23 protein-coding genes are annotated in these 25,280 nt (G+C 61.8%); 7 read left to right on the top strand and 16 right to left on the bottom strand.

Going from position 1 to position 25,280, the window contains the following annotated elements; genetic code table 11:
- The first annotated feature begins 219 nt into the window (after positions 1 to 219).
- The 3 genes from SM764_RS06995 (at position 220) to SM764_RS06985 (ending at position 4,768) form a co-directional block, all read left to right on the top strand.
- Positions 220 to 1,515, top strand: coding sequence for a capsule polysaccharide biogenesis protein (locus tag SM764_RS06995; protein ID WP_369001380.1), 1,296 nt, complete (start codon positions 220 to 222; stop codon positions 1,513 to 1,515).
- Between the two features lie 96 nt (positions 1,516 to 1,611).
- Positions 1,612 to 2,745 carry a polysaccharide biosynthesis/export family protein gene (locus tag SM764_RS06990; protein WP_274828256.1) on the top strand — a complete coding sequence of 378 codons (1,134 nt, stop codon included), beginning with the start codon at positions 1,612 to 1,614 and terminating at the stop codon, positions 2,743 to 2,745.
- Positions 2,746 to 2,752: 7 nt separating this feature from the next.
- Entirely contained in the window at positions 2,753 to 4,768 is a 2,016-nt protein-coding gene (locus SM764_RS06985; protein ID WP_369001379.1) for a capsule polysaccharide biogenesis protein, read from the top strand.
- A 10-nt stretch (positions 4,769 to 4,778) separates the two neighbouring features.
- Here the strand turns inward: SM764_RS06985 and ribD are convergent, their stop codons facing one another.
- The 15 genes from ribD to SM764_RS06910 all read right to left on the bottom strand — a co-directional run bounded on the left by ribD (position 4,779) and on the right by SM764_RS06910 (position 20,451).
- Positions 4,779 to 5,855, bottom strand: a complete 1,077-nt coding sequence (ribD, locus tag SM764_RS06980; RefSeq protein ID WP_368947113.1) for a bifunctional diaminohydroxyphosphoribosylaminopyrimidine deaminase/5-amino-6-(5-phosphoribosylamino)uracil reductase RibD — start codon at positions 5,853 to 5,855, stop codon at positions 4,779 to 4,781.
- Between the two features lie 44 nt (positions 5,856 to 5,899).
- On the bottom strand, positions 5,900 to 6,364 hold the full coding sequence (gene nrdR, locus SM764_RS06975) for a transcriptional regulator NrdR (protein ID WP_065270909.1): 465 nt from the start codon (positions 6,362 to 6,364) through the stop codon (positions 5,900 to 5,902).
- Positions 6,365 to 6,486: 122 nt separating this feature from the next.
- Positions 6,487 to 6,903: a secondary thiamine-phosphate synthase enzyme YjbQ gene (locus SM764_RS06970; RefSeq protein WP_347508298.1), complete on the bottom strand. Its 417-nt coding sequence runs from the start codon at positions 6,901 to 6,903 to the stop codon at positions 6,487 to 6,489.
- Positions 6,904 to 6,956: 53 nt separating this feature from the next.
- A complete protein-coding gene (locus SM764_RS06965) occupies positions 6,957 to 7,394 on the bottom strand; it encodes a hypothetical protein (RefSeq protein WP_369001378.1) in 438 nt (145 codons plus the stop codon).
- A gap of 88 nt (positions 7,395 to 7,482) precedes the next feature.
- Positions 7,483 to 7,902, bottom strand: a complete 420-nt coding sequence (locus tag SM764_RS06960) for a hypothetical protein (protein WP_274828252.1) — start codon at positions 7,900 to 7,902, stop codon at positions 7,483 to 7,485.
- Between the two features lie 140 nt (positions 7,903 to 8,042).
- Entirely contained in the window at positions 8,043 to 8,450 is a 408-nt protein-coding gene (locus tag SM764_RS06955; RefSeq protein ID WP_274828251.1) for a hypothetical protein, read from the bottom strand.
- Positions 8,451 to 8,609: 159 nt separating this feature from the next.
- The gene (locus SM764_RS06950) at positions 8,610 to 8,903 is read right to left on the bottom strand and encodes a hypothetical protein (RefSeq protein WP_065273528.1); all 294 of its coding nucleotides are present in this window, start codon (positions 8,901 to 8,903) and stop codon (positions 8,610 to 8,612) included.
- Between the two features lie 192 nt (positions 8,904 to 9,095).
- Positions 9,096 to 11,090 carry an RNA polymerase sigma factor RpoD gene (gene rpoD, locus SM764_RS06945; RefSeq protein WP_065270913.1) on the bottom strand — a complete coding sequence of 665 codons (1,995 nt, stop codon included), beginning with the start codon at positions 11,088 to 11,090 and terminating at the stop codon, positions 9,096 to 9,098.
- Between the two features lie 132 nt (positions 11,091 to 11,222).
- On the bottom strand, positions 11,223 to 13,220 hold the full coding sequence (gene dnaG, locus SM764_RS06940) for a DNA primase (RefSeq protein ID WP_369001377.1): 1,998 nt from the start codon (positions 13,218 to 13,220) through the stop codon (positions 11,223 to 11,225).
- A 1-nt stretch (position 13,221) separates the two neighbouring features.
- Positions 13,222 to 13,584 carry a hypothetical protein gene (locus SM764_RS06935; RefSeq protein ID WP_274836026.1) on the bottom strand — a complete coding sequence of 121 codons (363 nt, stop codon included), beginning with the start codon at positions 13,582 to 13,584 and terminating at the stop codon, positions 13,222 to 13,224.
- A gap of 37 nt (positions 13,585 to 13,621) precedes the next feature.
- Complete coding sequence (locus SM764_RS06930; RefSeq protein WP_369001376.1) at positions 13,622 to 14,167, bottom strand: sarcosine oxidase subunit gamma; 546 nt, start codon at positions 14,165 to 14,167, stop codon at positions 13,622 to 13,624.
- On the bottom strand, positions 14,160 to 17,105 hold the full coding sequence (locus SM764_RS06925) for a sarcosine oxidase subunit alpha family protein (RefSeq protein WP_369001503.1): 2,946 nt from the start codon (positions 17,103 to 17,105) through the stop codon (positions 14,160 to 14,162). The genes SM764_RS06930 and SM764_RS06925 overlap by 8 nt, the downstream gene beginning before the upstream one ends.
- Positions 17,106 to 17,107: 2 nt before the next feature.
- Positions 17,108 to 17,377 (bottom strand): sarcosine oxidase subunit delta, encoded by a 270-nt coding sequence (locus SM764_RS06920; protein ID WP_369001375.1) that lies wholly within the window; start codon positions 17,375 to 17,377, stop codon positions 17,108 to 17,110.
- A 72-nt stretch (positions 17,378 to 17,449) separates the two neighbouring features.
- Positions 17,450 to 18,703, bottom strand: a complete 1,254-nt coding sequence (locus SM764_RS06915) for a sarcosine oxidase subunit beta family protein (protein WP_369001373.1) — start codon at positions 18,701 to 18,703, stop codon at positions 17,450 to 17,452.
- A gap of 317 nt (positions 18,704 to 19,020) precedes the next feature.
- A complete protein-coding gene (locus SM764_RS06910; RefSeq protein ID WP_065270919.1) occupies positions 19,021 to 20,451 on the bottom strand; it encodes a Glu/Leu/Phe/Val family dehydrogenase in 1,431 nt (476 codons plus the stop codon).
- A gap of 342 nt (positions 20,452 to 20,793) precedes the next feature.
- Between SM764_RS06910 and SM764_RS06905 the strand changes: the two genes are divergently transcribed.
- From SM764_RS06905 to SM764_RS06895, 3 genes are read left to right on the top strand one after another with little or no spacing between them, the layout of a single operon-like run.
- Positions 20,794 to 22,443: a TadE/TadG family type IV pilus assembly protein gene (locus tag SM764_RS06905; RefSeq protein WP_369001372.1), complete on the top strand. Its 1,650-nt coding sequence runs from the start codon at positions 20,794 to 20,796 to the stop codon at positions 22,441 to 22,443.
- Between the two features lie 8 nt (positions 22,444 to 22,451).
- Positions 22,452 to 22,976, top strand: a complete 525-nt coding sequence (locus SM764_RS06900; protein WP_274838323.1) for a TadE/TadG family type IV pilus assembly protein — start codon at positions 22,452 to 22,454, stop codon at positions 22,974 to 22,976.
- A gap of 3 nt (positions 22,977 to 22,979) precedes the next feature.
- Entirely contained in the window at positions 22,980 to 23,576 is a 597-nt protein-coding gene (locus SM764_RS06895; protein ID WP_274832402.1) for a TadE/TadG family type IV pilus assembly protein, read from the top strand.
- A 69-nt stretch (positions 23,577 to 23,645) separates the two neighbouring features.
- On the opposite strand, the gene SM764_RS06890 is transcribed toward SM764_RS06895, so the two are convergent.
- Complete coding sequence (locus tag SM764_RS06890; RefSeq protein ID WP_274828242.1) at positions 23,646 to 24,137, bottom strand: hypothetical protein; 492 nt, start codon at positions 24,135 to 24,137, stop codon at positions 23,646 to 23,648.
- A 194-nt stretch (positions 24,138 to 24,331) separates the two neighbouring features.
- Between SM764_RS06890 and SM764_RS06885 the strand changes: the two genes are divergently transcribed.
- Positions 24,332 to 25,243, top strand: a complete 912-nt coding sequence (locus SM764_RS06885; RefSeq protein ID WP_065270924.1) for a pirin family protein — start codon at positions 24,332 to 24,334, stop codon at positions 25,241 to 25,243.
- Positions 25,244 to 25,280 lie beyond the last annotated feature (37 nt).

The following is a 25,280-nucleotide window of genomic DNA, read 5'->3' as shown; positions in this document are numbered from 1 at the left end:
AGCCGCTCCTTGCCAGTCGTCCGAACGGGTCAGCGCCCGTCCTCCATTCCGTGTTGGCCAAGAGGTAGCGCCTGCACCCTGGCTTCACAAGTCCCCGCAGGCCCTGCACGCAGTGACTTGGCACCGAACCCGTTTGCACGCCCGCCGCCTCAGCCTTAGTTTCGCCCCAGTCATTCGTTAACCGGGAGATGTTACATTCCCGGAAACCCGAGAAATCGCATGTCCGAGCCTGACACAGATCCGCATCGTCGCTTCCTGTTTCTGCAGGGGCCGCATGGGCCGTTCTTCAACCGCCTTGGCGCGATGCTGCGCGCGGCAGGTTGTTCGGTATGGCGGGTCGGCTTTAACGCCGGGGACAGTGCCTTCTGGCGCCACAGGACGAGCTACATTCCCTATCAGGGCACGCCGCAGGACTGGCCCGCGACCTTTGCGGGGATCTGCGACCAGCACCAGATCACCGATATCGTGCTGTACGGTGACACCCGCCCGATCCACGCCGAGGCGATCAAGGCCGCAAAACAGCGGGGCCTCTGCGTGCATGTCTTTGAAGAAGGTTACATGCGCCCCTATTGGGTGACCTATGAACGGGGTGGCTCCAATGGCAATTCGCGGCTGATGGACATGTCAGTTCCGGATATGCAGCAGGCACTGGCCCTATCGGATATGGAAGCGCCGCTGCCCCCATCCCACTGGGGGGATATGCGGCAGCATATCTTTTACGGGGCGCTCTATCACTGGTTCGTCATGTTCCGGAACCGGCGTTACCGGAACTTCCGCCCACACCGATCACTGCCGGTGGCGCGTGAATTCCAGCTTTACCTGCAACGGCTCTTGCTAATGCCTGCCCAAGCGCTGGACCGGCGGCTGGCCACGTGGCGCATCCGCAGCGGTGGCTTTCCCTACCATCTGGCGCTCTTGCAGCTGGAGCATGACAGCTCGTTCCAGATGCATTCCCCGTTTGAAAGCATGGCCGATTTCCTGGCCGAGGTGATCACCGGTTTCGCCGAAAGCGCGCCGCGCCACCACCACCTGGTGATCAAGGCGCACCCGCTGGAGGATGGCCGTGTGCCGCTGCGCAGCGTGGTGCGCAGGCTGGCGCGGGAGCACGGCATCAAGGACCGCATTCACTACGTTCGCGGTGGCAAGCTGGCGCAGCTGCTGAACGAGGCGCGCACTGCCATTACCGTCAATTCGACCGCCGGACAGCAGGTCCTGTGGCGTGGCATACCGCTCAAGGTCTTTGGCCGCGCGGTCTATGACAAGGCCGAGTTCGTCTCGACCCAGAGCCTGGGGGAGTTCTTTGCCACCCCGGCCCGCCCCGACAACCGCGCCTATAAGGATTACCGTCGCTTCCTCCTCGAAACATCGCAATTGCCGGGGGGCTACTACTCTCGCAAAGGACGGCGGCAATTGCTGCGTCAGGTGGTGGACATGATGCTGGCGCCGGACGATCCCTACGATGCGCTGAGGCGTGGCACAGCGGCTCCTCGGCAACAGTTGCGTATCGTGAACTGAGCCGCACAGACCGCAAGACTGGATTTCCGTTACCTGCTCCGCTATCCTGTCTGAAAAAATTGAGGCAAAACAATAACAGGTCGAGGAGACCGAGCAGTGACAAACGTCCCATTTCGCTGGGCGCGCCCTATCGCGATTCTCGCCGCAGTATCGCTTGCGGCGTCCTGTGGCTTGCCCAAGGTTGGCCCGAACAAACGCCAGATCTTTGCCGGTTCGGTGCAGAAAGAGGGCGATGCCTTTATCGTTTCCGTGAATGACCGGGTGGCGCGGGCAACCGCTGTGGTGCCCGCGCTTGGCTTTTCATCCGATTTTACCTCGGCCGGCCGACTGACCTCTGACATCATCCGGCCCGGCGACGTCCTGGGACTGACCATCTGGGAAAACGTCGATGATGGCCTTCTGGCCGCCGAAACCTCGAACGCGACCGCGCTTGAAGAAGTGCAGGTCGATGGCGCCGGCTATATCTTCGTGCCCTATGCCGGTCGTCTCAGGGCTTCGGGCAACACCCCGGAGCAACTGCGTGAAGAGATTACCAAGAAGCTTGAAGACCAGACCCCGGATCCGCAGGTGCAGGTCCGCCGTCTGGCCGGCGATGGTGCCACGGTCAGCCTGACCGGCGCCGTGGGCGGACAGGGGATTTATCCCATCGAGCGTCCCACCCGCACATTGGCCACCATGCTGGCCCAGGCTGGCGGTGTGACGATCCAGCCCGAAATCGCCCAGGTCACCGTGATCCGCGGGAAGCAGCAAGGTAAGATCTGGTTCCAGGACCTCTATGATCATCCCGAACTCGACATCGCCCTGCGCGGCGGTGACAAGATCCTTGTCGAAGAGGACACCCGTTCCTTTACCGCGCTTGGCGCCACCAGCGCCCAGGCCCGCGTTCCCTTTGAAAGCCAGGACCTGTCGGGGCTTGAAGCCATCGCCCAGGTTGGCGGTCTGATTTCCACCGCCTCGGACCCGACCGGGGTGTTCATCCTGCGCAACGAACCGGCCGAGATCGCCAATCAGGTGCTGGGCCGCGACGACCTGATCGGTGCCCAGCGGATGGTCTATGTGCTGAACCTGACGCAGCCGAACGGGCTGTTCATTGCCCGTGATTTCGTGATCCGCGATGATGACACGCTCTATGTCACCGAGGCGCCCTATACTCAGTGGACCAAGACGATTTCCCTGCTGGTCACGCCCCTTGGATCGCTGTCGAGCGCCGCGTCCATCGCTGGCGGGTAACGCCGCAATGCTAAGGTCGCCGACAGGCATAACGAAAGCCGGGAACGACAGATCCCGGCTTTTTGTTTACAACGGCGGTTTCCTGACCCAATCCCGATTGCGTCGGATCCTGTCCCTTGCGGGTTATGATATCCGGCTGGGGCTGCCACGCGATGGGGATTTGGTGGGGATCTGGGGTAATTCCCCCACGGCCCATCGTGGAAAGGCTATTGCTCACAAATATGGTTCTGCCCTGCTGCGGGTCGAAGACGCCTTTCTACGCTCGGTCTATCCAGGCCGCGCGGGTGAGCTACCTCTGGGGTTGCTGCTGGACCGCTCGGGCGTGCATTTCGACCCCAACACGCCATCTGACCTGGAGCAGCTGCTGGCCACGCACCCCTTGGATGACAGCAGCATGATGCGCCGCGCCCGTGATGCCATCGGGCGGCTGATGGATGCGCATCTCAGCAAGTACAACGCCTACGCTGCCGAAGCGCCGGTTCCCGATCCCGGTTACGTACTGGTCGTGGATCAGGCGCGCGGCGATGCCTCAGTCACGGCCTCAGGAGCAGATGCAGCGCGGTTCCGCGAAATGCTGGTTTTCGCGCAAGAGGAAAACCCCGGCGCCCGTATTCTGATCAAAACCCATCCGGAAACCCGCGCCGGATACCGGCCTGGCTATTTCGGCCCGGAAGATGCCAATGATCGGATAGAACTGCTGACGCGTCCCGTGTCGCCCTGGCCCCTGCTGGAGGGTGCGGTCGCGGTCTATACCGTCTCCTCGCAACTGGGGTTCGAGGCCATTCTGGCTGGCCACAAACCGCGCGTCTTTGGCCAGCCCTTCTATGCCGGTTGGGGCCTGACGCAGGACGAGATGCCACCGCCGCGCCGCAACCGCCGCCTGACCCGCGCACAACTGTTTTCCGCGGCAATGATCCTGTACCCCACCTGGTACGACCCCTTCCGCGACCAGCTGTGCGAGCTGGAAACCGTGATCGACGCGCTGGAGGCCCGCGTGCGCGCCTGGCGTCAGGATCGCGTCGGCTGGGCCGCCTCCGGCATGCGAATGTGGAAACGGCGGCCACTGCAGGGCTTTTTCGGCAGTGAAAAGAAAATGCTGTTCACCGAGGATCCCGAAAAGGCACGCAAGAGCGGGCGCAACTGGATGGTCTGGGCCTCCAAAGCAGACAAATCCCACGCCGGGGCTTTTCATCTAGAGGACGGCTTCCTGCGCTCCCGCGGCCTTGGCGCCGAACTGGTGCCGCCGATGTCGCTGGTTCTGGACCGTCAGGGGATCTATTACGATCCACGCCAGGCCTCGGATCTGGATGATCTGATCGCCCAGCGCGAGGACCTAAACGATGCCGAGGCCCGCCGCGCCGAGCGACTGATCATGAGCCTGACGCAGAACAGCCTGTCGAAGTACAATCTGGGCGGCGACATCCCCGATTTGCCCGCGGGGCACCGAATCCTCGTGCCCGGTCAGGTCGAAGACGATGCCTCGATCCTGGCGGGGGCGGGCAAGATACGCAGCAATCTGGATCTCTTGCGCGCTGTGCGCGCCGCCAATCCCAAGGCGGTGATCATCTACAAGCCCCACCCAGATGTCGAAGCAGGTCTGCGCAAGGGGCAGATCGTGCCCGAGGATCTGGCCGATGTCGTGGCGCAGAATGCCGATCCGATGGCGCTTCTGGATCACGTGCAGGAGGTCTGGACCATGACCTCGCTCTTGGGGTTCGAGGCACTGCTGAGGGGCGTCAAGGTGACCGTGGTCGGATCCCCCTTCTATGCCGGCTGGGGGCTGACCCGAGATATCATCTCCGCCCCGGCCTGGCGCAAGGCCCGGCCAGGTCTTATCGGCTTGGCCCATGCGGTACTGATCGACTATCCGCGCTATCACGACCCGGTCACAGGGCTGCCCTGCCCTGTCGAGGTCGTGGTTGAGCGCCTGATCAAGGGCGAGCAACCATCGCCTGGCCTTGGCAACCGCAGCCTGTCAAAACTACAGGGCCTGTTTGCAACCTACGCCCACCTGTGGCGGTGAGCTGTCGTCCTTAGCTCAGCGCCCGGCGCCAGCGGTGCAGGATATCGCCGCCCAACGGGCGCACCTCAGCCAGTTCGAAACGGGGCGCCTCGTCCAGCCGTCCAAGGCCAAGCGCGCCAATCGAGGGCAGCCCCTCGGCGCCGATGCCGATCCCGGCGGTAAAGCCGATCAGCTCATCCACCAGATCAAAGGCCAGCAATGAGGCCGCCAGCGCGCTGCCGCCTTCGCAGAACACGCGTGTCAGACCCGCCTGACCAAGCTGCTGCAGGATATCCACCGCCGAGAGCTGCACACCGTGGCTGGCACAGGGCAGCAACCGGGCGCCCAGCCCTTCCCAGGCGCGCAGCCGCTCAATATCGGCGCCCTGCCCGTGGCACAGCCAGACCGGAACCTCTTGCGCAGTGCGGGCCAGCTGGCTCATCAGCGGCAGATCCAGATGGCGGGAGGCAATCACCCGCACCGGCTGTTTGTCGATGCCCAGATCGCGCACGGTCAGCGAGGGATCATCCGCCCGCACGGTCCCAGCGCCGACCATGACCGCATCATGACAGGCACGCATCGCATGCACTGCGCGGCGTGCTTCGGGGCCGGTGATCCATTTGCTCTGCCCCGATCCGGTGGCAATCCGCCCGTCAAAACTGCTGGCCAGCTTCAGTGTAACGAAGGGACGCCCCTGTTCGGTCTTCAGGAAGAAACCAGCGTGATCGCGGGCGGCCTGTTCTGCGAGAACCCCGGTGGTGACCTCCACCCCGGCATAACGCAGCATTTCAAACCCCTGCCCAGAAACCCGCGGATCACTATCGCCGATGGCCGCGACCACACGCGCCACCCCGGCGTCGATCAGCGCCTGCGCACAGGGCGGTGTCGCACCATGATGCGAACAGGGTTCAAGGGTCACATAGACGGTGGCGCCACGCGCCGCTGCGCCTGCCTGTGCAAGCGCCTGCGGCTCCGCGTGCGGGCGGCCGCCCGGTTGGGTCCAGCCCCGCCCGACGATGCGACCATCCTTGACGATGACGCAGCCCACCGCGGGGTTGGGCCAGCAATTGCCATGCCCACGCCGCCCCAGGGACAGGGCCAGCGCCATGAACCGTTCATCCACGGCAATGTCATAACGGCTCATCGGGGTGATCACTCTTCCGGGGGGTGCGGGCGCAGCTCGTGGACGAAGTCCTCGAAATCATCGGCGGCCTGGAAATTCTTGTAGACGCTGGCAAAGCGCACATAGGCGACGGTGTCGATCCGCGCCAAAGCCTCCATGACGATCTCGCCGATCTTCTTGGACTGAATATCCGTCTCGCCCATGCTTTCAAGGCGGCGGACAATGCCCGAGATCATCTGATCGATACGCTCGGGGTCGATCGGGCGCTTCTGCATCGAAATGCGGATCGAGCGCTCCAGCTTGTCCCGGTCGAAGTCTTCGCGTTTGCCGTTGGTCTTGACCACCACCAGATCGCGCAACTGCACCCGTTCGTAGGTGGTGAAACGCCCGCCACAGGCCGGGCAGAACCGGCGGCGACGGATCGACACGTGATCCTCTGCCGGGCGCGAATCCTTGACCTGAGTATCGATATTTCCGCAAAACGGGCAGCGCATCAGCCAGTCCCCTTCATGATCAATGCCTGTAGATTGCGCCTGACCCGGCGCAGTTATCCACAACTATAGGACAGCCTCAACAGTTTGGGTAGAGGCGAAATCACACCGCTAGATCAAGCAGTTCAGGCAAGATGCGCCGCAACCTTGCGCCGGTGCGGCGCGTCGCGGTGTTCAAACAGGTAGACCCCCTGCCAAGTGCCCAGAACAGCCGCGCCATCCGTGACCGGGATCGACAGGCTGACCGGCATCATTGCTGCCTTGATATGGGCGGGCATATCATCGGGGCCTTCGTAGGTATGGCGCAGATAAGACATCGACGGGTCCGTGCTGGGCGGCACCAGTCGGGCAAAATAGGCCCGAAGATCCGTCTGCACCTCGGGGTCGGCGTTTTCCTGTATCAGCAGGGAGCAGGAAGTGTGCCGCACAAACAGCGTCAGCAGCCCCTGCCGCACACCGCAGGACCCAACCCAGGACTGAAGCTCTCGGGTGAATTCGTAAAGGCCCTGCCCGGCCGTTTCGATCTGGAATTCGGTTTGCATGAGGACAGCATTGCCGCAGGACGCGCTGCTTCACAAGTGCCCCTATGAAGTGATCAGGGGCGCCGGAAGAAAGGATCGTCGAACCGGTCATAGCAATAGTTGCGGGCGGTGGCGGCGTTCAGGTTGTAGCCCGGCTTTTTCACTGACAGGGAATACCCTTTTTCCGTACTCGCTCCCGGCGGCGGGGTCAGCGCGAATTTCACCGACTTTCTGCCAGGGCGGTTGACCGAAGGGCCGACGCCCTCCCAGACATAGATCCGCTGGGTGGCGCTGGTACGCAGCTGTGATATGGCAAAATCCCCGATCCCACACCAGTAATCCTGCGCCGAGGTGCCGACCCGACTCACCACTTCCCAGACCCCCTCTTCGACAGGCAGCACTTCGTGGCGGTTCCAAGACCACCAGGCCTGCACCGAGACGGATTGTGCGGTAACAGGCTGCACCGCAAGGACCGCCGCAAATGCCAAGGCAGGCCAGAACATCGGTTTCATCGGTCTACTCCCCTGTTGCGTCACCAGAAGTATAGCACAGGCCCGCTGTTCGGCGACCTCAGCCGGTTCGCCAGCGCCCGTCAGCGGGTCAGAAACCCGTCGGCAATTGGTGACAGAATGACAGGGCTGCGCGCACCTGCATCGCATCGCCGACGTTCAGGCGGTTGATCGGCGGATTAGTGATAGGCTCCGCTCCCGCCAGCATATTCGCATCGAGCGTGAACTGCACCGCAGAGCGGCGGTTGGTCGTATCGCTGGGTCCCATGCCGCGGGACACATAAACCATTGCCGACATCGGCGCGCCAAGCGCACGCACGGCATAATCCCCAGCGCCACACCAATAGTCCAATCCGGTCCCGCCTGCGATCGGAACGACCTCGAACACCTGCTCCGATACCGGGTTGACCCGCGCCGACTTGCGGCTGGTAAAGGCGTCAGCCGCCCCGGCAAGGCCAAGAGCCGCCGAGGCCGAAAAGACGACCACTGCAAATGAAAATCTTCGCGCCATTGCGACACCCTCCAATACCGTCAAGTTCTATTCCTGACACGGTATGATCCTAGGGCCAGCCCCGCTTCGCGCCAGCCCCGGGGCTATCACGCTCTCGTGTATCTGTCGCTTCGAACGTGGCGCGCCCACCGGCCTGCGTATCAGGGACGGATCGGACGCTGGCTGCAATAGGTTCTGGCCTGCTGGACCGACATGGAGTCGCCGGGACGGATGCCAAAGGTGAACCAACCGCGATCCGTACCCAGCCCGGCGACCTGATCAGCCGAGAGGGTGAATTGCACGGCAGACCGCTTACCTGTGGTGACGCTTTCACCGCGCCCACGCAGGACATAAATCGGGTCGCGCCAATCCGCGCCAAGCACGCGGCGGGCATATTCGGAGGCCCCGCACCAGAATTCCTCAACAGTGCCAGAACTGCGCGGAACGACTTCGAACACCGTGTCACTCACGGCATTCACCTGCACCCCATTGGCAAGCGTGAAGGCCTGCCCGACGGAGGGAGACAGGAGAAAAAGGGCGCACCCGAGGCTGGATAGAAAATTCTTCATGGCAGGAAATCCGTTGTTTTCTCAAACATAGGGATCCCCGTAGGCAGAACCAAGGGGCGGCGCCCTCACTTAGAGAAGATCAGCAAAGACCTGCTTTAGTTCGCATTCCGCAGCAGGTACGCGGCCGTCGGCACATCCAGCTCCCCAGACGGGCCGGGATCAGTTGCGTTTGGGAAAGGGAATGATCTGCGCGCTTTGCTGTGTGCCGAGTGTCTGTTCCAGAATGGCCAGAACTTCGGGTTTCGGTGTCTTTCCCTTGGTCGGGCTGAACCGGCTTCGTGCCTGCTCCCGCAGCATGCTGCGCGCGGTATCGCCGTCAATTTCCTGCAAGCGTTCGCCCTGATCCTTCAGAACCTCCAGCATGAACTGGTTGGCCTCGGTCAGGTTCTTGAGATGCAGCAGCTTTTCCTCAAGTTCACTCAGAGCGGCGGTGGTTCCCCGGTTTGCAGACATCATTTCCCCCGAAATGCAAAGTTCCTTAACCAAAAGTTTACGCAGCTCCCCCGCCAAGGGCAAGGATCAGGGTAAAGAGATGGTTAACGACGTGCGCAGGCCCGTCGCCCTTCCCGCGAGATGCCTGCACGGGAAGGGCATTCAACGCCTTTCGGAAGAAAGAAAAAGGCGCCGTGAGAGGCGCCTTTTTGATCACTGGTCGAGGAAGCTGCGCAGCTTGCGGCTCCGGCTCGGATGCTTGAGCTTGCGCAGCGCTTTTGCCTCGATCTGGCGGATCCGCTCGCGGGTCACGCTGAACTGCTGACCGACCTCTTCGAGCGTGTGGTCGGTGTTCATGCCGATGCCGAACCGCATCCGCAGAACCCGCTCCTCGCGCGGGGTGAGCGAGGCCAGCACCCGGGTGGTGGTCTCCTTGAGGTTTTCCTGAATCGCGCTGTCGAGCGGCAGAACCGCGTTCTTGTCCTCGATGAAATCGCCGAGCTGGCTGTCTTCCTCGTCGCCGATCGGCGTCTCGAGAGAGATCGGCTCCTTGGCGATTTTCATCACCTTGCGGACCTTCTCCAGCGGCATCTGCAGCTTTTCGGCCAGCTCTTCCGGCGTCGGCTCGCGGCCGATCTCGTGCAGCATCTGGCGCCCAGTGCGGACCAGCTTGTTGATCGTCTCGATCATGTGGACCGGGATACGGATGGTGCGCGCCTGATCCGCGATGCTGCGCGTGATCGCCTGCCGGATCCACCAGGTCGCATAGGTCGAGAACTTGTAGCCGCGACGGTATTCGAACTTGTCCACCGCCTTCATCAGGCCGATGTTGCCTTCCTGAATGAGGTCGAGGAACTGCAGGCCGCGGTTGGTGTATTTCTTCGCGATAGAGATCACGAGACGCAGGTTCGCCTCGACCATTTCCTTCTTGGCCTGACGCGCCTCTTTTTCGCCCTTCTGCACCTGTTGCACGATGCGGCGGAATTCGCTGATGTCGAGGCCGACATACTGGCCGACCTGCGCCATATCGGCGCGCAGCTCTTCCACCTTGTCGGTGGAGCGTTCGATGAACATCTGCCAGCCCCGCCCCGGTTTCGCGGACATATCCGCCAGCCAGTTCGGATCCAGCTCGCGGCCACGGTATTCCTCAACGAATTCGCGACGGTTGATACGGGCCTGGTCAGCCAGCTTCACCATGGCGCTATCGATCTGCATCACGCGGCGGTTGATGCCGTAAAGCTGGTCGATCAGGGCTTCGATACGGTTGTTGTGCAGGTGCAGACCATTCACCAGTTCCACGATCTCGGACCGCAGCTGTTGGTAGGTCTTTTCGTCCTGCGCGCTGAACGATCCGTCCTCATTCAGAGTGGCCGAAATCCGGCTGTCCTGCATTTCGCTCAGCTGAGCGTAATCCGAGGAGATCTGCTCCAGCGTGGTCAGCACGCGATCCTTGAGTGCGGCCTCCATCGCAGCCAGGGACATATTGGCCTGTTCGTCCTCGTCATCGTCGTCATCGCTGGCAATCGGATTGCCGTCGGCGTCGAGTTCGGGCCCCTTGTCTTCCTTGGCGGGTTTGGCGGCATCGGACACCGCACCGGTGTTCACCACCGGTTCGGCAACTTCGCCCTCTTCGTCCATCTGGTTGCCAAAGGTGGCCTCAAGATCGATGACGTCGCGCAGCAGAATGTCTTCGGACAGGAGTTCGTCGTGCCAGATCGTGATCGCCTGGAAGGTCAGCGGGCTTTCGCAGAGGCCCAGGATCATCGTATTCCGGCCGGCTTCGATCCGCTTGGCGATGGCGATCTCGCCTTCGCGGCTCAGCAGTTCGACAGAGCCCATTTCACGCAGATACATGCGGACCGGATCATCGGTGCGGTCCAGTTTTTCCGCAGCCGCCCCGGCCACCGCGACTTCGCGATTGGATTCGGTCGTCACCAGTTCGGTCGAGCCTTTATTCTGCTCTTCCTCTTCGGCCTCTTCGTCCTCGATGATATTGATGCCCATTTCGGAGAGCATCGACATCACGTCCTCGATCTGTTCCGAGCTGACCTGATCCGGCGGCAGGACCTGATTGAGCTGATCGTAGGTGATGTAACCCTTCTCGCGGGCCTCCGCGATCATCTTCTTGACCTGGGCCTGGCTCATGTCCAGAGAGATTTCGGCTTCCTGATCGTCAGGTTTGCGGTCGTCGGTGTCTTTGGCGGCCATTCAATGCTCCTCTAAGAGGCTGGGGCGATTCGGGTATCGCGAATCATTAGCGCGAACTTCTGATTCGTCACCCCGTTTACCCAATTTTCTTTCGCTCTTCCTTAGGAAAACACCCTTTTGTCCAAAGGTGTGTCATTTCTCGGAAAAGCCGATTCGGTCCAGAAGGGCGCCAAATGCATCGCGTTCCTCGCGATCCAGACGGGCGCCGTTCTCGCCAACGTCATATTGTGCCCTGTCTTCATTTTCACTTCGCACGGCCCTGTTCCGCGCCTCGGCGGCCTGCTTCAACCGCCAAGTCAAAGCCTCGTCCGCAAGACCGCTCAGGTCCTCCTCCGCCTCGGCCAGTTCCGCGTCCAGCCCGCGCAGGGCTTCGAGTTTCGGGAACTCTTCGGCCAGTGTCAGCCGGGCAGCCTCAGCATCGCCGGGTTTGCGCAGGCAGGGGATAATTGCCACATGGCGAAGGGCAAAGAGATTTTCAAGAGCGTGCGGGCCTAGGCTGTATTCGATTTCTTCTTTCAGCCGCTCCGGTGCGTCGATGCCATAGCGCAGGACCATGTCGCGCAGGGCCGCCAGATCCGGATCGGTGCACAGCATCCGCTCCAGATTGGTTTCGAACTCATGGACCACCGCAGGGGTGGTGATCACGGTGGCCAGAATGACGGCCTCACGTGCGCGGGCCAGGCCCGCCTCATCCGATCCGGCCAGCAGCGAGCTGCGGGTGCTGGCCAGTGGTGTCAGAACCGCTCCCGGTCCGCGCCAGGGCGGTCGCGCTCCGTCGCGAAAGCCTCGCCCGCCCTTGGGGCTGCTGCCCGTCGGGGAAAACCCTTCGCTGCGCTGCGGACGGTTGCCGCGGAACAGTTGCCAGCGCAGCTCCTTGATATCCTCGCCATAGTGCTGGCGGATGGAGGGATCTCGGATCAGGCGGATCTTTTCGCGCAACGCCTTGTCCAGCGCCGCCTTGCGTTCGGGGCTGTCGAACACACGCCCTTCGGTTTCGCGCTGCCACAGGAGTTTCACCATCGGCATCGCCTGATCCAGCACCGCCTGCACCGCGGCAGGGCCTTCGCTGCGGATCATGTCGTCGGGATCCTTGCCCTCCGGCATGATCGCAAAACGCAGGGATTTCCCGGCCTCGAGACGCGGCAGCGCCAGATCAATCAGCCGCATGGCGGCGCGGATACCCGCCTTGTCGCCATCAAGGGCGATCACCGGCTCATCCGACATCCGCCACAGCATCTGCAGCTGATTGTCGGTAATCGCCGTGCCCAGCGGCGCCACGCAGGAGGCAAAGCCGCCTTCTGACAAAGCGATCACATCCATATAGCCTTCGGCCACGATCAGTGGCGTGTCCCGCCCAGCGGCGGCGCGGGCCGGACCGTGATTGTACAGGCTGCGGCCCTTGTCAAAGAGCTCGGTCTCGGGAGAGTTCAGGTATTTGGCGTTGTCGTTCGGGTCCATCGCCCGCCCGCCAAATGCAATCGCCCGTCCCCGCGCATCGCGGATCGGGAACATGATCCGGTTGCGGAAGGTGTCATAGGGTTTGCCGCCCTTGCTTGAGGGCTTGGCAAGCCCAGCCGCCATGATCAGGTCCTCGGGCACGCTTTTGCCGCGCAGGTGATCCCAAAGCCCCTGCCAGCCATCCGGAGCAAAGCCGATCTGCCAGCGCTCCAACGCCTCCCCAGTCAATCCGCGTCCGGCCAGATAGGCGCGCGCGGCGGTGCCACCCTGAGTGTTCAGCTGCAGACGGAAGAACTGCACCGCCTGTTCCATCACTTCGGCCAGTTGGCTGCGGCGATCCTGTTTCTGCTGCGCCTGCGGATCGCGCCGGGGCATCTCCATGCCCGCCTCCCCCGCGAGGATCTCAACCGCCTCCATGAAACCGACGTTTTCGGTTTCCTGCACGAATTTCAGCGCATCACCTTTGGCCTGACAGCCAAAGCAATAGTAAAAGCCCTTGCGGTCATCGACATGGAAACTGGCGGATTTTTCGTGATGAAACGGACAGGGCGCCCACATGTCGCCCTTGCCCATGTTGGATTTGCGCTGATCCCACATGACCTTGCGCCCGACGACAGCGGTCAGGCTGGTCCGGGTACGCAATTCATCCAGAAAACCAGGCGGCAGGGACATGTCAGTTCGATTGCAGCTGTTTTTTCATCGCCTGGATCTGATCCCAGTTTTCCAGGCACTGCTCTTCAAAGGTGGCTCCAAGGTCCACCTTGCGCAGATCGCGGCGTTTCATTGAGTAGACATGCGCGGTCAGTTGCGGGATCGCCTTGGAATACTGTTCCGGCCACTCCGGATTGTCCGCCAGAATCGTCTGCTCCACCTTTTCCTGCCGCACCCGGTCCATCCGCGCCTGCTGCACGGCGGCCATTACCTGCCCTTGATACCTGCAGCTTTCCTCTTTGCTTTCAGCGGCATAGGACGGTGCGGCGAGCAAGGCAGCCAGAATGGCTGCGACAGGGGTCGCGACGGGAAGAATGCGGATCATAGATACGCTCCGGGAATCAGTTGGTGATCCCGGAAGACTACCCCCGCGCGGCGACGGCTTCCATGGCTGTTTTCAGATCGTGCACCAGTGTCGCCGCAAGCGAGCGGAACACCATGATCTGGAAACTGTCCGCGCCAATGCGCGTGACCGAGGCCATCATGTGACGCAATTCGGTGCGCGCCGTGTGGCCGCGCTTGAAGCTCTGCACGCGCAGATCGATGGGGCACAGCCGGGCCAGGACGTCTTCAGCCCCTGCCCCTTCCAGCCGCACCACGGCCCAGGCATCGCTCTGATCCGTCAGCGCCGCATGGCTCGCCAGCGATGCATCCGGCGCGGGTCCGGCCAGCAGGACCATGTTCCGGCCAAACCAGATCGCGCGGCTGCCCGCCTTGCCGGTGCTGCGCCCCGGCGCTGGCAGTTTCATGCCATGGGCGGCCTCAAGCGCCGCCTCCAATGCCTGATCCTTACCGTTGAACACCGCGATGGTGGTCAGATGGCCCAGATCCTCTTCGCTCAGCTTCAGTTTACCAACGGTGACCGGCAGCAGACCGTCACAGGGGCTTTTTGCAGTCAGTTCAGCCACGGGCACGCTCTCCTTCCGGGTCATAGAATTGCGGTTCAACCACTTCGCACAGGGTGTCGATGCCACGCATGTGATCGACCAGACGCACGGTATCGCCGATCCGTTTCGCTCCCTTCGTCAGGAAGGCCAGTGCAATGGAATGCCCCAGCGTGGGCGAGAACCCGGCCGAGGTGACATAGCCCTGATCGTGCACCTGTTCGACCGGGTCTTCGGGGTTGAACAGATGCGCCCCGGCGGTCAGCTGCTTCACCGCGCCGACGGGTTTGAGGCCAACCATCTGCATACGATCCTCTGCCATCAGCCCTTCGCGCTGGGACATGGGCTTGCCAAAGAAGTCCTTCTTCTTGGACATCATGCCCTGCAAACCAAGGTCAAAGGCGGTCACGGTGCCGTTGATCTCGGCATGGGTGATAAAGCCCTTTTCGATCCTGAGGACATTCAGCGCCTCCATGCCGTAGGCGCCACCGCCTGCGGCCTCCGCGCGCGAGACCAACTCGCGGAACAGGGCATCGCCATAGCGGGCCGGAACCGCCAGTTCATAGGCTTCCTCGCCGCTGAAGGAGATGCGGAACAGCCGCCCCGCGACACCCATCACCGAGACCTCGCCACAGGCCATGAAGGGCCAGCTTTCGCTGTCGATCTCACTGTCGAGAAGACCATTCAGCAGCGCCCGTGCCTTGGGACCGGCGACGGCAAACTGCGCCCATTGCTCAGTGACCGAGGCAATGCGCACATCCCAGTCGGGGCGCAGGATCTGCATCACATATTCCAGATGCGCCATCACCTGACCGGCACCAGAGGTGGTGGTGGTCATCACAAAATGCTCGTCGCCCAGCCGCGCGGTGGTGCCATCGTCCATAACAAAACCATCTTCGCGCAGCATCAGACCATAGCGCGTGCGCCCGACCTTCAGGGTCGAGAACATGTTGGTATAGACGTAATCCAACAGCTTGCCCGCGTCGGGGCCCTGAATGTCGATCTTGCCCAGGGTCGACACATCGCAGATGCCCACATGATTGCGCACATATGTGACTTCGCGGTCGCAGGACTGACGCCAGTTCGTCTCCCCGTGTTTCGGGAAATAAGCGGCCCGGTACCACAGGCCGACTTCCAGCTGCTGCGCGCCGCGTTCCTCGCTTGCCTGATGCGAGGTCAGGTGGCGCTGCGGCTTGAAGCCCTGCCCCTCGGCCCCCGCGCCCATGGCACCAATACTGACCGGCACGAAAGGCGGACGGAAGGTGGTTGTGCCGGTTTCAGGGATGCTGCGCCCAGTAGCATCAGCCAGTACCGCCAGCGCCGCCACGTTCGAATTCTTGCCCTGATCGGCCGCCATACCTTGGGTGGTGTAGCGTTTCATATGCTCGACCGAGCGGAAGTTCTCCCCGGCGGCCTGTTTCACATCCTTGACGGTAACGTCGTTCTGGAAATCGAGCCAGGCGCGCCCCTTGCCCGGCACCGCCCACAAGGGGGTGATGCGATAGGGATCATCCTCGGCCTGCGGCAAATCCGCAGAGACCACCTTGAGGCCCAGCGCCTCAAGCGCAGCACTTGCCGCTGCAGCGCCTTCGCGCAGGGCACCGGCAGTGGAGAACTCGCCATTGCAGGCCCCCGCTGTCACCAGACCCGGCACGCTGCCCTCGCGCGGCACAAAGGCGGCGATATCGCGGCGCCAGACCGGGCGGGCATTCAGATGGCAGGTCAGATGCACCGACGGGTTCCAGCCGCCCGACATGGCGAGGCAATCTGTCTGGATCTTTTCCTCACCAGCGACAGAACGCACGGTGATGTTTTCCAGCCGCTTGCGCCCGCCTGCATCGCAGACCTGCGCGCCCTTCATTACCGGGAAGAGATCACTTCCCGGCGCATCGTGGCGGCTGTCGATCAGCGCCGCGACATGCACGCCTGCCTGCGCCAGATCACGGGCGGTGCGGTGCGCATCGTCGTTATTGGCAAATATGGTAACCCGCTCCCCCGGGGCAACGCCCCAGCGGTTGAGATAGGCCCGCACCGCGCTGGCGGTCATGATGCCTGGGCGGTCGTTGTTGCGGAAGGCAACCGGACGCTCGATCGCGCCGGCCGCCAGTACCGCGTGTTTGGCAGCAATACGCCAGAAACATTCCCGCGGCAGATGGCATTCCTTCAGCGAATGACGGCGCGGCATGTGGTGGGCGACACGCTCCAGCGCGCCATAGGTGCCCTGATCATAGGCGCCGGTCACGGCGGTGCGCGGCATCAGGCGCACATTGTCCATCTCCGAAAGCTCTTTCAAAGCGTCCTTTGCCCAAAGGTGGGCAGGCTTGCCGTCGATGTCTTCCTGTTCCGTCAAAAGACGTCCGCCCATGCGGCTGTCCTCTTCGGCCAGGATCACATCAGCCCCCGCACGCCCCGCGGTCAGCGCCGCCATCAGACCCGCCGGTCCCGATCCGATCACCAGAAGATCGCAGAAGGCATAGGCTTTCTCGTAGCAATCCGGATCGGCCGCGCCGCTGAGTGCACCAAGCCCCGCCGCGCGGCGGATCATCGGCTCATACAGCTTTTCCCAGAAGGCTGCCGGCCACATGAAAGTCTTGTAGTAGAACCCCGCGCCCAGGAACGGCGCCGCCAGATCATTGACCGCCATCAGGTCCGTCTCGACCGAAGGCCAGCAATTCTGGCTGCTAGCGCTCAGCCCTTCGAACAGCTCCTGCGTGGTGGCCCGCACATTGGGATCGGCGAATTCGCCGCTGCCCACGGTGACCAGCGCGTTCGGCTCCTCGCTGCCAGCGGTGAGGATGCCACGCGGGCGGTGGTATTTGAACGACCGGCCCACCAGATGCACCCCATTGGCCAGCAAGGCCGAGGCCAGCGTGTCGCCTTCGAGCCCCATCATGTGGCGACCATTGAAGGAGAAGGTGACCGGCTTTGCGCCCTCAACCAGCCCTTTGCCGGGCAATCTCATGCTCATGCCGCACCTCCCAGACCCGCATCCGAGGCCAGTGTCACCTCAAGGATCTCATGGCTTGTGGTATTGCGCAGCACCTTCAGCCAGGCGCCACAGCCCATTTCGTGATACCAAAGCTCTTCCAGCGGGCCTGCCGGGTTTTCCCGCAGGTTCACGTGCTGGTGCCAGACGTCCAGATCCGCATCCGCTGCGGGCTGCTCCAGCGCCGCACCGCGATAGTAGAATTCGCGGCGGTCCCGCTCTCCGCAATTCGGGCAGGTGATCCTCATGACTGCCGCTCTCCCGTGGTTCTGATCCGTATTCCGTTCATCTGTGTTGCCGCTGTTCGGCGCGTCGCGGGGTCAATGCAGGTTATGCTGTGCACCGGTCCCCTCCTCATCCATGAGTCCGACGCCGGTGCGGAAACGATCCAGTTTGAACCGGGTTGCCGCGCCATGCGGGCGGTCGGTGGCAATAAGATGCGCGTAGACATTGCCGGAGCCCGGCGTTGCCTTGAAGCCGCCGTAGCACCAGCCGCAATTGAGATAGAGCCCGTCTATGGGCGAATGGTCGATGATGGGCGATCCGTCCGGCGTCATATCCATGATGCCGCCCCAGCTGCGCAAAAGCCGTGCCTTGCCCACCGCAGGCACCATGGCCATGCAGGTTTCCATAGTGTGTTCCACCATCGGCAGGTTCCCCCGCGCCGCATAAGAGCTGTAGAAATCAAGATAGCTGCCAAAGACCAGCCCGCCCTTGTCGGACTGGCTGATATACAGATGCCCCTCGGCAAAGGTGATGACGTTGTCGATGATCGGCTTCACCCCTTCGGAGACGAAGGCCTGTAAGACGTGGCTTTCGATTGGCAGGGTCAGCCCCGCCATTGCCGCCACCTGCCCCGAGCGCCCGGCGGCCGCCATCGCGACCTTCTTGGCCCGTATCGGCCCGCGCGCGGTCTGCACCCCGGTGACGCGTCCGTTTTCGACGTCGATACCGGTGACTTCGCAGTTCTGGATCAGATCGACCCCGCGCATGTCGGCGCCACGGGCAAAGCCCCAGGCCACCGCATCGTGGCGCGCAGTGCCGGCCCGGCGCTGCAGCAGACCGCCCATGATCGGAAAGCGGTTGTTGTCGAAGTTGAGGAAAGGCGCCATGCGGCGCACGCCTTCGCGGTCCAGAAGTTCCGCATCGTCCCCCTGATTGACGATGGAGTTGCCCCGCCGAACGATGGCATCGCGCTGGCCGTCGTTGTGAAACAGGTTGATGATCCCGCGCTGCGACATCATCGCGTTATAGTTCAGCTCCTGCTCCAGGCTTTCCCACAGGCGCAGGGAGTGAGAGTAGAATTCGGAGTTGCCCGGAAGGTAGTAATTGGCGCGCACGATGGTGGTGTTGCGCCCGACGTTACCACCGCCGATATAGCCACGCTCCAGCACCGCGACATTGGTAATACCGTGCTCGGCGGCCAGATAGTAAGCCGTCGCCAGACCGTGGCCACCGCCGCCGATGATGATCACATCATATTCGCGCTTGGGCTCGGGATCGCGCCAATGCGGACGCCAGCCCTTGTTGCCGGTCAGCCCTTCCCTCAGCACCCGCCAACCCGAAAACCGCATCTGTGACCTCCACCTTTCAGTCCCGCCCTCGCTGCGCATGTATGGCGCCGCAGGCTCTATCGTAGTGCTAGCGATTTTACCGGGCGGCTCCTACCCCTTTTTCGACAGAAAGCCCCGGAACCGCGCATCGCACAGGCCGCAATGCACCCTTTCTGGGCAGGTCTGTCTAGTCCTCAATACGACAGATCGTGACGCAACTGGACCAAGGTGCAAATTCCCACACTGCCGTGGCCGCATCAGTAAGCCCTCCACACACAGAAACGGCGGGCACAGGGCCCGCCGCAAGATTGCGATCAGCTGTTTGCGAGAAATGCCCCTTACAGCCCCTTGGCGCGGTAGCTGGCAGCGACTTTTTCGATCGAGACCAGATAGGCGGCGGTGCGCAGATCCATCACGTCGTCGCGGTCATGCCAGACCTCGCGCATCGACTGGTAGGCGATACGCATGGTATCATCGAGGCCGGAACGCACCAGCTCAAGCTCATCGGCACCGCGCAGATACCTCTGTTTGAAATCCGGGCTCGGCGACCAAGTCTTGCCCAGCGCCTCGCTCAGGCTCTCCATCTGGTCCACCACCAGTTGGTGACGCGCCTCTTCCTGACGGCGCTGCATACGGCCAAAGCGGATGTGGCTGAGGTTCTTGACCCATTCAAAGTAAGAGACCGTCACGCCGCCCGCGTTGGCGTACATGTCAGGAATGATCACCGTCCCCTTGTCGCGCAGCACCTCATCCGCGCCGGCGGTGACCGGGCCATTGGCGGCCTCAATGATCAGCGGCGCCTTGATGCGGGCGGCGTTGGACATGTTGATAACGCCTTCCAGCGCCGCCGGGATCAGGATGTCGCAGTCCTGCTCCAAAAGCGCGGCACCATCGGCGGTATGGGTGGCGTCGGGATACCCGGAGATGCCGCCATGTTTGACGATCCAGTTGCGCACGGCCTCCACGTCCAGCCCCTCTTCGCGGTGCAGGGCACCGTCGCGTTCGATGATCCCGGTAATGAGGGCACCATCTTCCTCGCTCAGGAACTTGGCGGCGTGATAGCCCACGTTGCCAAGACCCTGCACAATGACGCGCTTGCCATCGAGGGTGCCCGACAGGCCCGCCTTGGCAATATCCTCGGGGTGGCGGAAGAACTCCCGCAGGGCGTATTGCACGCCGCGCCCCGTTGCCTCGACCCGGCCAGCGATCCCGCCAGCATTGAGGGGCTTGCCGGTGACGCAGGCACGAGAGTTGATATCGGTGGTGTTCATGCGCGCATACTGGTCGGCAATCCAGGCCATTTCGCGTTCGCCGGTGCCCATGTCGGGCGCCGGAACGTTCTGGCTGGGGTGGATCAGATCGCGTTTCGCCAACTCATAGGCAAAACGGCGGGTGATCAGCTCCAGCTCGTGCTCTTCGTATTCGCGCGGATCGATGCACAGACCGCCCTTAGAGCCACCAAAGGGCGCTTCGACCAGGGCGCATTTATAGGTCATCAGCGCCGCCAGCGCCTCGACCTCGTCCTGATTGACGCCCATGGCATAGCGGATACCGCCCTTGACCGGCTCCATATGTTCGGAATGCACCGAGCGATAGCCGGTGAAGGTATGGATTTTGCCGCGCAGGCGCACACCAAACCGCACCGTGTAGGTCGCGTTGCAAACCCGGATCTTTTCCTCAAGCCCCGGCGGCAGGTCCATGATGGAGACCGCCCGGTTGAACATCAAATCGACGCTCTCGCGGAAACTGGGTTCGTTCTGGCTGCTCATGCTCGCTTCTCCGTGCTTTATTGCGCGACTCGTGATGAAACTTAAGGCAACTCTATGCACGGATGTTTAAGGCATGCGACCTTTTTGACCATTCCCATCCAAAAGAATCATCTTCGCAACTTTTGGTCAGCGATTCGCTCTTTGGTCTAACCGGCACTTTTTCCCAAACCGAAACAATCTACCACCCCTCACCTAGCATTGATTAAGCGGATGGTAACAATTGTTAAGGTTTTACCCCTGTCGTGCCCCATTTCCGCCATCTTCCCCAAGCAATCATAAACACCAGCCACCAAAATCCGAAGACCGTCGTCCGAAACAGAACGGGCATAGGGGATGTGTAATATGAGTGTGCGTCGCAGAGCCGCAAAAGATATCAGTAAGGACGTCCTGACCCGGCAGATGGCCCGGATGCGCGCCTTTGCACGGGATGACAGCGGTGCCATGGCCGCGCCAACCATTTTCTTCTTTCTGGCCATGCTGGCCGTTGGCGGCATCGGCATCGACCTGATGCGGATGGAGCGCGACCGGACGGTTCTGCAGTACACTCTGGACCGCGCGGTGCTGGCGGCTGCCGATCTGGACCAGCCACTGGCCCCCGAAGTGGTGGTGCAGGATTACCTGAGCAAAGCCGGAATGGAAGAATACTATCAACCGCCTGAGGTGTCGCAGGGGCTCGGCTACAAGAGTGTCGAAAGCACAATCAACACGACCTTCAATGCCCACCTGCTGAAGTTCTCTGGTGGCGGTGACATGCCGATGTACGCCAATTCGCGCGCCGAAGAGACCATCGGCAGCGTAGAGATTTCCATGGTGCTGGATATCTCCGGCTCGATGAACTCGAACCGGCGGCTGATCAACCTCAAGTCCGCCGCGCATAGTTTCATCGATCAGATCACCCAGAACACCAACACCGACAACCTGTCGATCTCGATCATTCCCTATGCCACCCAAGTCAACGCGGGCGAAGCGCTTCTGAGCAAGTACAACGCAGGCTTCGATGACCTTCCGGCGAGCGAATGGAACTACTCGCACTGCGTGAACTTCGTCTACGATCAATACGCCAAGACAACGCTGGACCCGGCCGAGCGGTTGGAGCGCACAGCGCATTTCGACCCGTTCACCTATTCTGAGAATATGATCGCCCGCCCGGTCTGCCCGACACGTGACGGATCGGCCATCCTGCCCTTCACCAACGATCCGACCACCCTGCACAACTACATCGACGGGCTGACAGCCTGGGGCAATACCTCGATCGATATCGGCATGAAATGGGGCTCCGCCCTGCTGGACCCGACCGCGCGGCCGGTTGTCAACGCACTGATTGACGATGGCGAGATCGAAGCGCAGTTTCTGAACCGCCCGACCGAGTACAACAACGGCGACACGCTGAAGATCATCATTCTGATGTCCGACGGCGAGAACACAAACCAATACATGATCAACCCTTCGCGCCGCAGCACCATGTCGGATGTCTGGTACAACGCTGAAACTGGGCGCTACTCCGTTTACCACTCCAATGGCACGAAAAGTTACTACTGGCCGCACAAGAACGACTGGTACGATCACCCCTACGGTAACGGCACCCAAACCGTATGTGATTACAGCTATCCGTACGAATGCGTGGCAGTGGACGAGCCCGGCACCGCCGTACAACTGAAATACCACGAGCTTTTTGCACGGGCCTCGCTCGCATGGAACGCGCGCTACAACTACGAGTTCAGTTCCAGCGCCTGGGCAGACTGGTACAATGCCGGAACGTATTTCCACAATCGCGTAGCCAAAGACCAGCACACCAAGAATATCTGCGACCGCACCCGGGACAAGGGCGTGATGATCTACACCGTCGGCTTCGAAGCGCCCCGCAACGGGACTCGCGTGTTGGAAGACTGCGCCAGCTCGCCCGCACATTTCTTTGATGTGGACGGACTGGAAATCTCCGAGGCCTTTGCCTCGATCGCCACCTCCATCCGCCAGCTGAGGCTGACCCAATGATCCGCCACATGCATACCGCCCTTACGCGTTTCCGCCGTCAGGACGACGGCAGCGCCACGCTGGAATTCGCCATCATCATCCCGGCGTTCCTGATGATCCTGATGTCCACCGTTGAGCTGGGTCTGGTCAATATCCGCCAGTCGCAGCTGGAGCGGGCACTGGATCAGACGGTACGCGAGCTGCGCCTTTCAACGGGCGAACCGGCGCAACATGACGCAATCCGCGACCGTGTATGCGCCCTGTCGGGCTTCATCGAGAATTGTGCCACCTCCCTGCGTCTGGAGATGGTCAGCCAGGATCCCTTTAACTGGACCGGCATCAACCCCGAACCCGACTGCGTCAGCCGCATCGAAGACGTGCAGCCAGTGCGCACATTCACAAACGGGCAGTCCAACGAGCTGATGCTGATCCGCGCCTGCATGAAATTCCGTCCGATTTTTTCCGATTGGGGGTTGGGCGGAGATCTGGGCAAGGATGCGGACGGCCGTGTCAGCCTTTTTGCCGCGTCAGCCTTCGTTCAGGAACCGAGGTAAGCCATGTTCAAAGCCCTGCGTCACCGCCTGAAATCCTTCTGTCGCGACAGCGAAGGCTCGGTCTCGGTTGAATTCGCGCTTTATGCGCCGCTTCTTCTGGGAACCTTTGCGGCCTTTTACACCTTCTTTGATGCCTTCAGGCAGGAAAGCATGAACCTGAAGGCAGCCTACACGATCTCAGACCTGATCTCGCGCGAGACCAATTACATCAACGACACCTATCTGGACAGTATGTACGCCATGGCCGGGCTGCTGATCCGCGGTGACAGCTCGCTTGGAATGCGTGTATCTGTCGTGCGCTGGGATGAAGCAGACCAAAGCTATTACGTGGACTGGTCCAAGGTGCGCGGTGGTGGCTACGAGGAATGGACCGATGCCACCATCCATCTGGTGAAGGATGATCTGCCGTCCATGCCTGATCAGGAACGCGTGATCCTGGTGGAAACCAACAACACAGTGGAACCGGCCTTCCGCATCGGCATTCCGACGATGGATATCAACAACTTCGTCTTCACCCGCCCGCGTTTCGCGCCGCAGGTCGTCTTTGTCGAAGACAAGGCCAACGGCAACAGCCACAACGACAATTCGATGGGCCTCTGAACCCGCCTCTGGCTGGAACGGTTTAATCAGATAACAACAGAAGAGAACGCGCGCTCTGTGTCAGCGCGCTCAACCTTCGAGGTCAGCACCCATATCGCGCCGGGCGATCATGGCCGCCAGGATTTCCGACATAGCCTTGCTTTGCGAGCCCGGCGTCACCCCACCAACCCCGATCCGGCGCCCCATGCGCCACCAGAGGCCTGGCATCCAGGCGCGGGAACCCGGGGTTTTCCGGCGCATCAGAAACCCGTTCGAAGGCTTGAAGGCAAAGAAACCGCGATCGATGGTTTCGATATCCGCAACCCGTGCAATCTCGGTCCCGTCCGTGCAGCGCAACACCTCTTCAGTGAGCTCGATCCGATAGGCCGTCGCCTGCCACATGCGCACCGACAGCCACAGGGCGGCGCAGCCAACCACCAGAAGAAACACCAGCCAGGCTGCCGAGGGCGGCGTGGAAAAGGCCACGTAGATCAGGATGACGCCTACCGAAGCCAGCATCCCTACTCCCATGACACGCCGGGGACCGGATGCCTCGATCTTTGCCACCACCTCGTCATTCATGCGCCTGTCTCCTGCACTGTGCTGTAGCGCGGCATAGCCTGAAATGGCGCAGGCGAACAGCCCTGCGATGCAATGCGACCCTCAGTGGGCCGGTATTGCGCATTTGCGCACAGTGCCTCTCCCACCATCGTGATTTGCGGGCAGCCCAAACCCCTCTATCTGTACATCAAAGCGAAAAGGCCAGGAGACTCCAAATGTCCATCAGACCGATTGTCGAGACCCGCAACGCCATGCCGACCATGGAAGGCGCCGGTGTAAAGCTGCACAGGGCCTTTGGATTTCATGACCCCAGCGAACTGGATCCGTTCCTGCTGTTCGATGACTTCCGCAACGAACACCCGCAGGACTATATGCGCGGCTTTCCCTGGCACCCCCACCGCGGCATCGAGACCATCACCTATGTGCTCTCCGGCACCGTGGAGCACGGCGACTCGCTGGGCAACACCGGCACGCTGGGCGCCGGTGACGTGCAATGGATGACCGCGGGATCCGGTATCCTGCACCAGGAGATGCCCAAGGGAAACATCAACGGCCAGATGCACGGCTTCCAATTGTGGGGCAACCTGCCCTCCAGCCAAAAGATGACCGATCCGCGCTATCAGGATGTCGAAGGCAAGGAGATCCCCGAGATCATCGACGATGACGGCACCCGCGTCAAAGTCATCGTCGGCGAATTCTGGGGCAAGACCGGCCCGGTGGATGGCATCGCCGCAGACCCGCAGTATCTCGATATCTTTGTCCCCGCCGGGGTCAAGAAGACCTTCAAGATCGACACCTACCGCCGCGCCTTTGCCTATATCTTCGAAGGTCAAGGCGCCTTTGTGGATGCATCCCGCCCACAGGGTGTTCTGCTGGAAAAAGAAGTCGCAGGCGAAGAACTGCACATCCGCGACATGTCCGGCGACCGCACGCTGGTGCGTTTTGGCACTGGCGAAGAGATCACCGTTCAGGCCGGTCCCGAAGGTCTGCGCTTCCTGCTGATTTCCGGCGCGCCGATCGAAGAGCCGGTGGCCTGGCATGGCCCGATCGTGATGAATACCCAGGCCGAGCTGCGTCAGGCCTTCCGCGATCTGAACAACGGCACCTTCATCAAACCGGCGCACTAAGCCCGGCCCCTACCCTGCCTCCGATCCATCCGGGGGC

Source organism: Pseudophaeobacter sp. 1A16562 (assembly GCF_041008785.1).
GTDB lineage: Bacteria > Pseudomonadota > Alphaproteobacteria > Rhodobacterales > Rhodobacteraceae > Phycobacter > Phycobacter gallaeciensis_A.
This window is presented reverse-complemented; position numbering and strand designations above follow the sequence as displayed.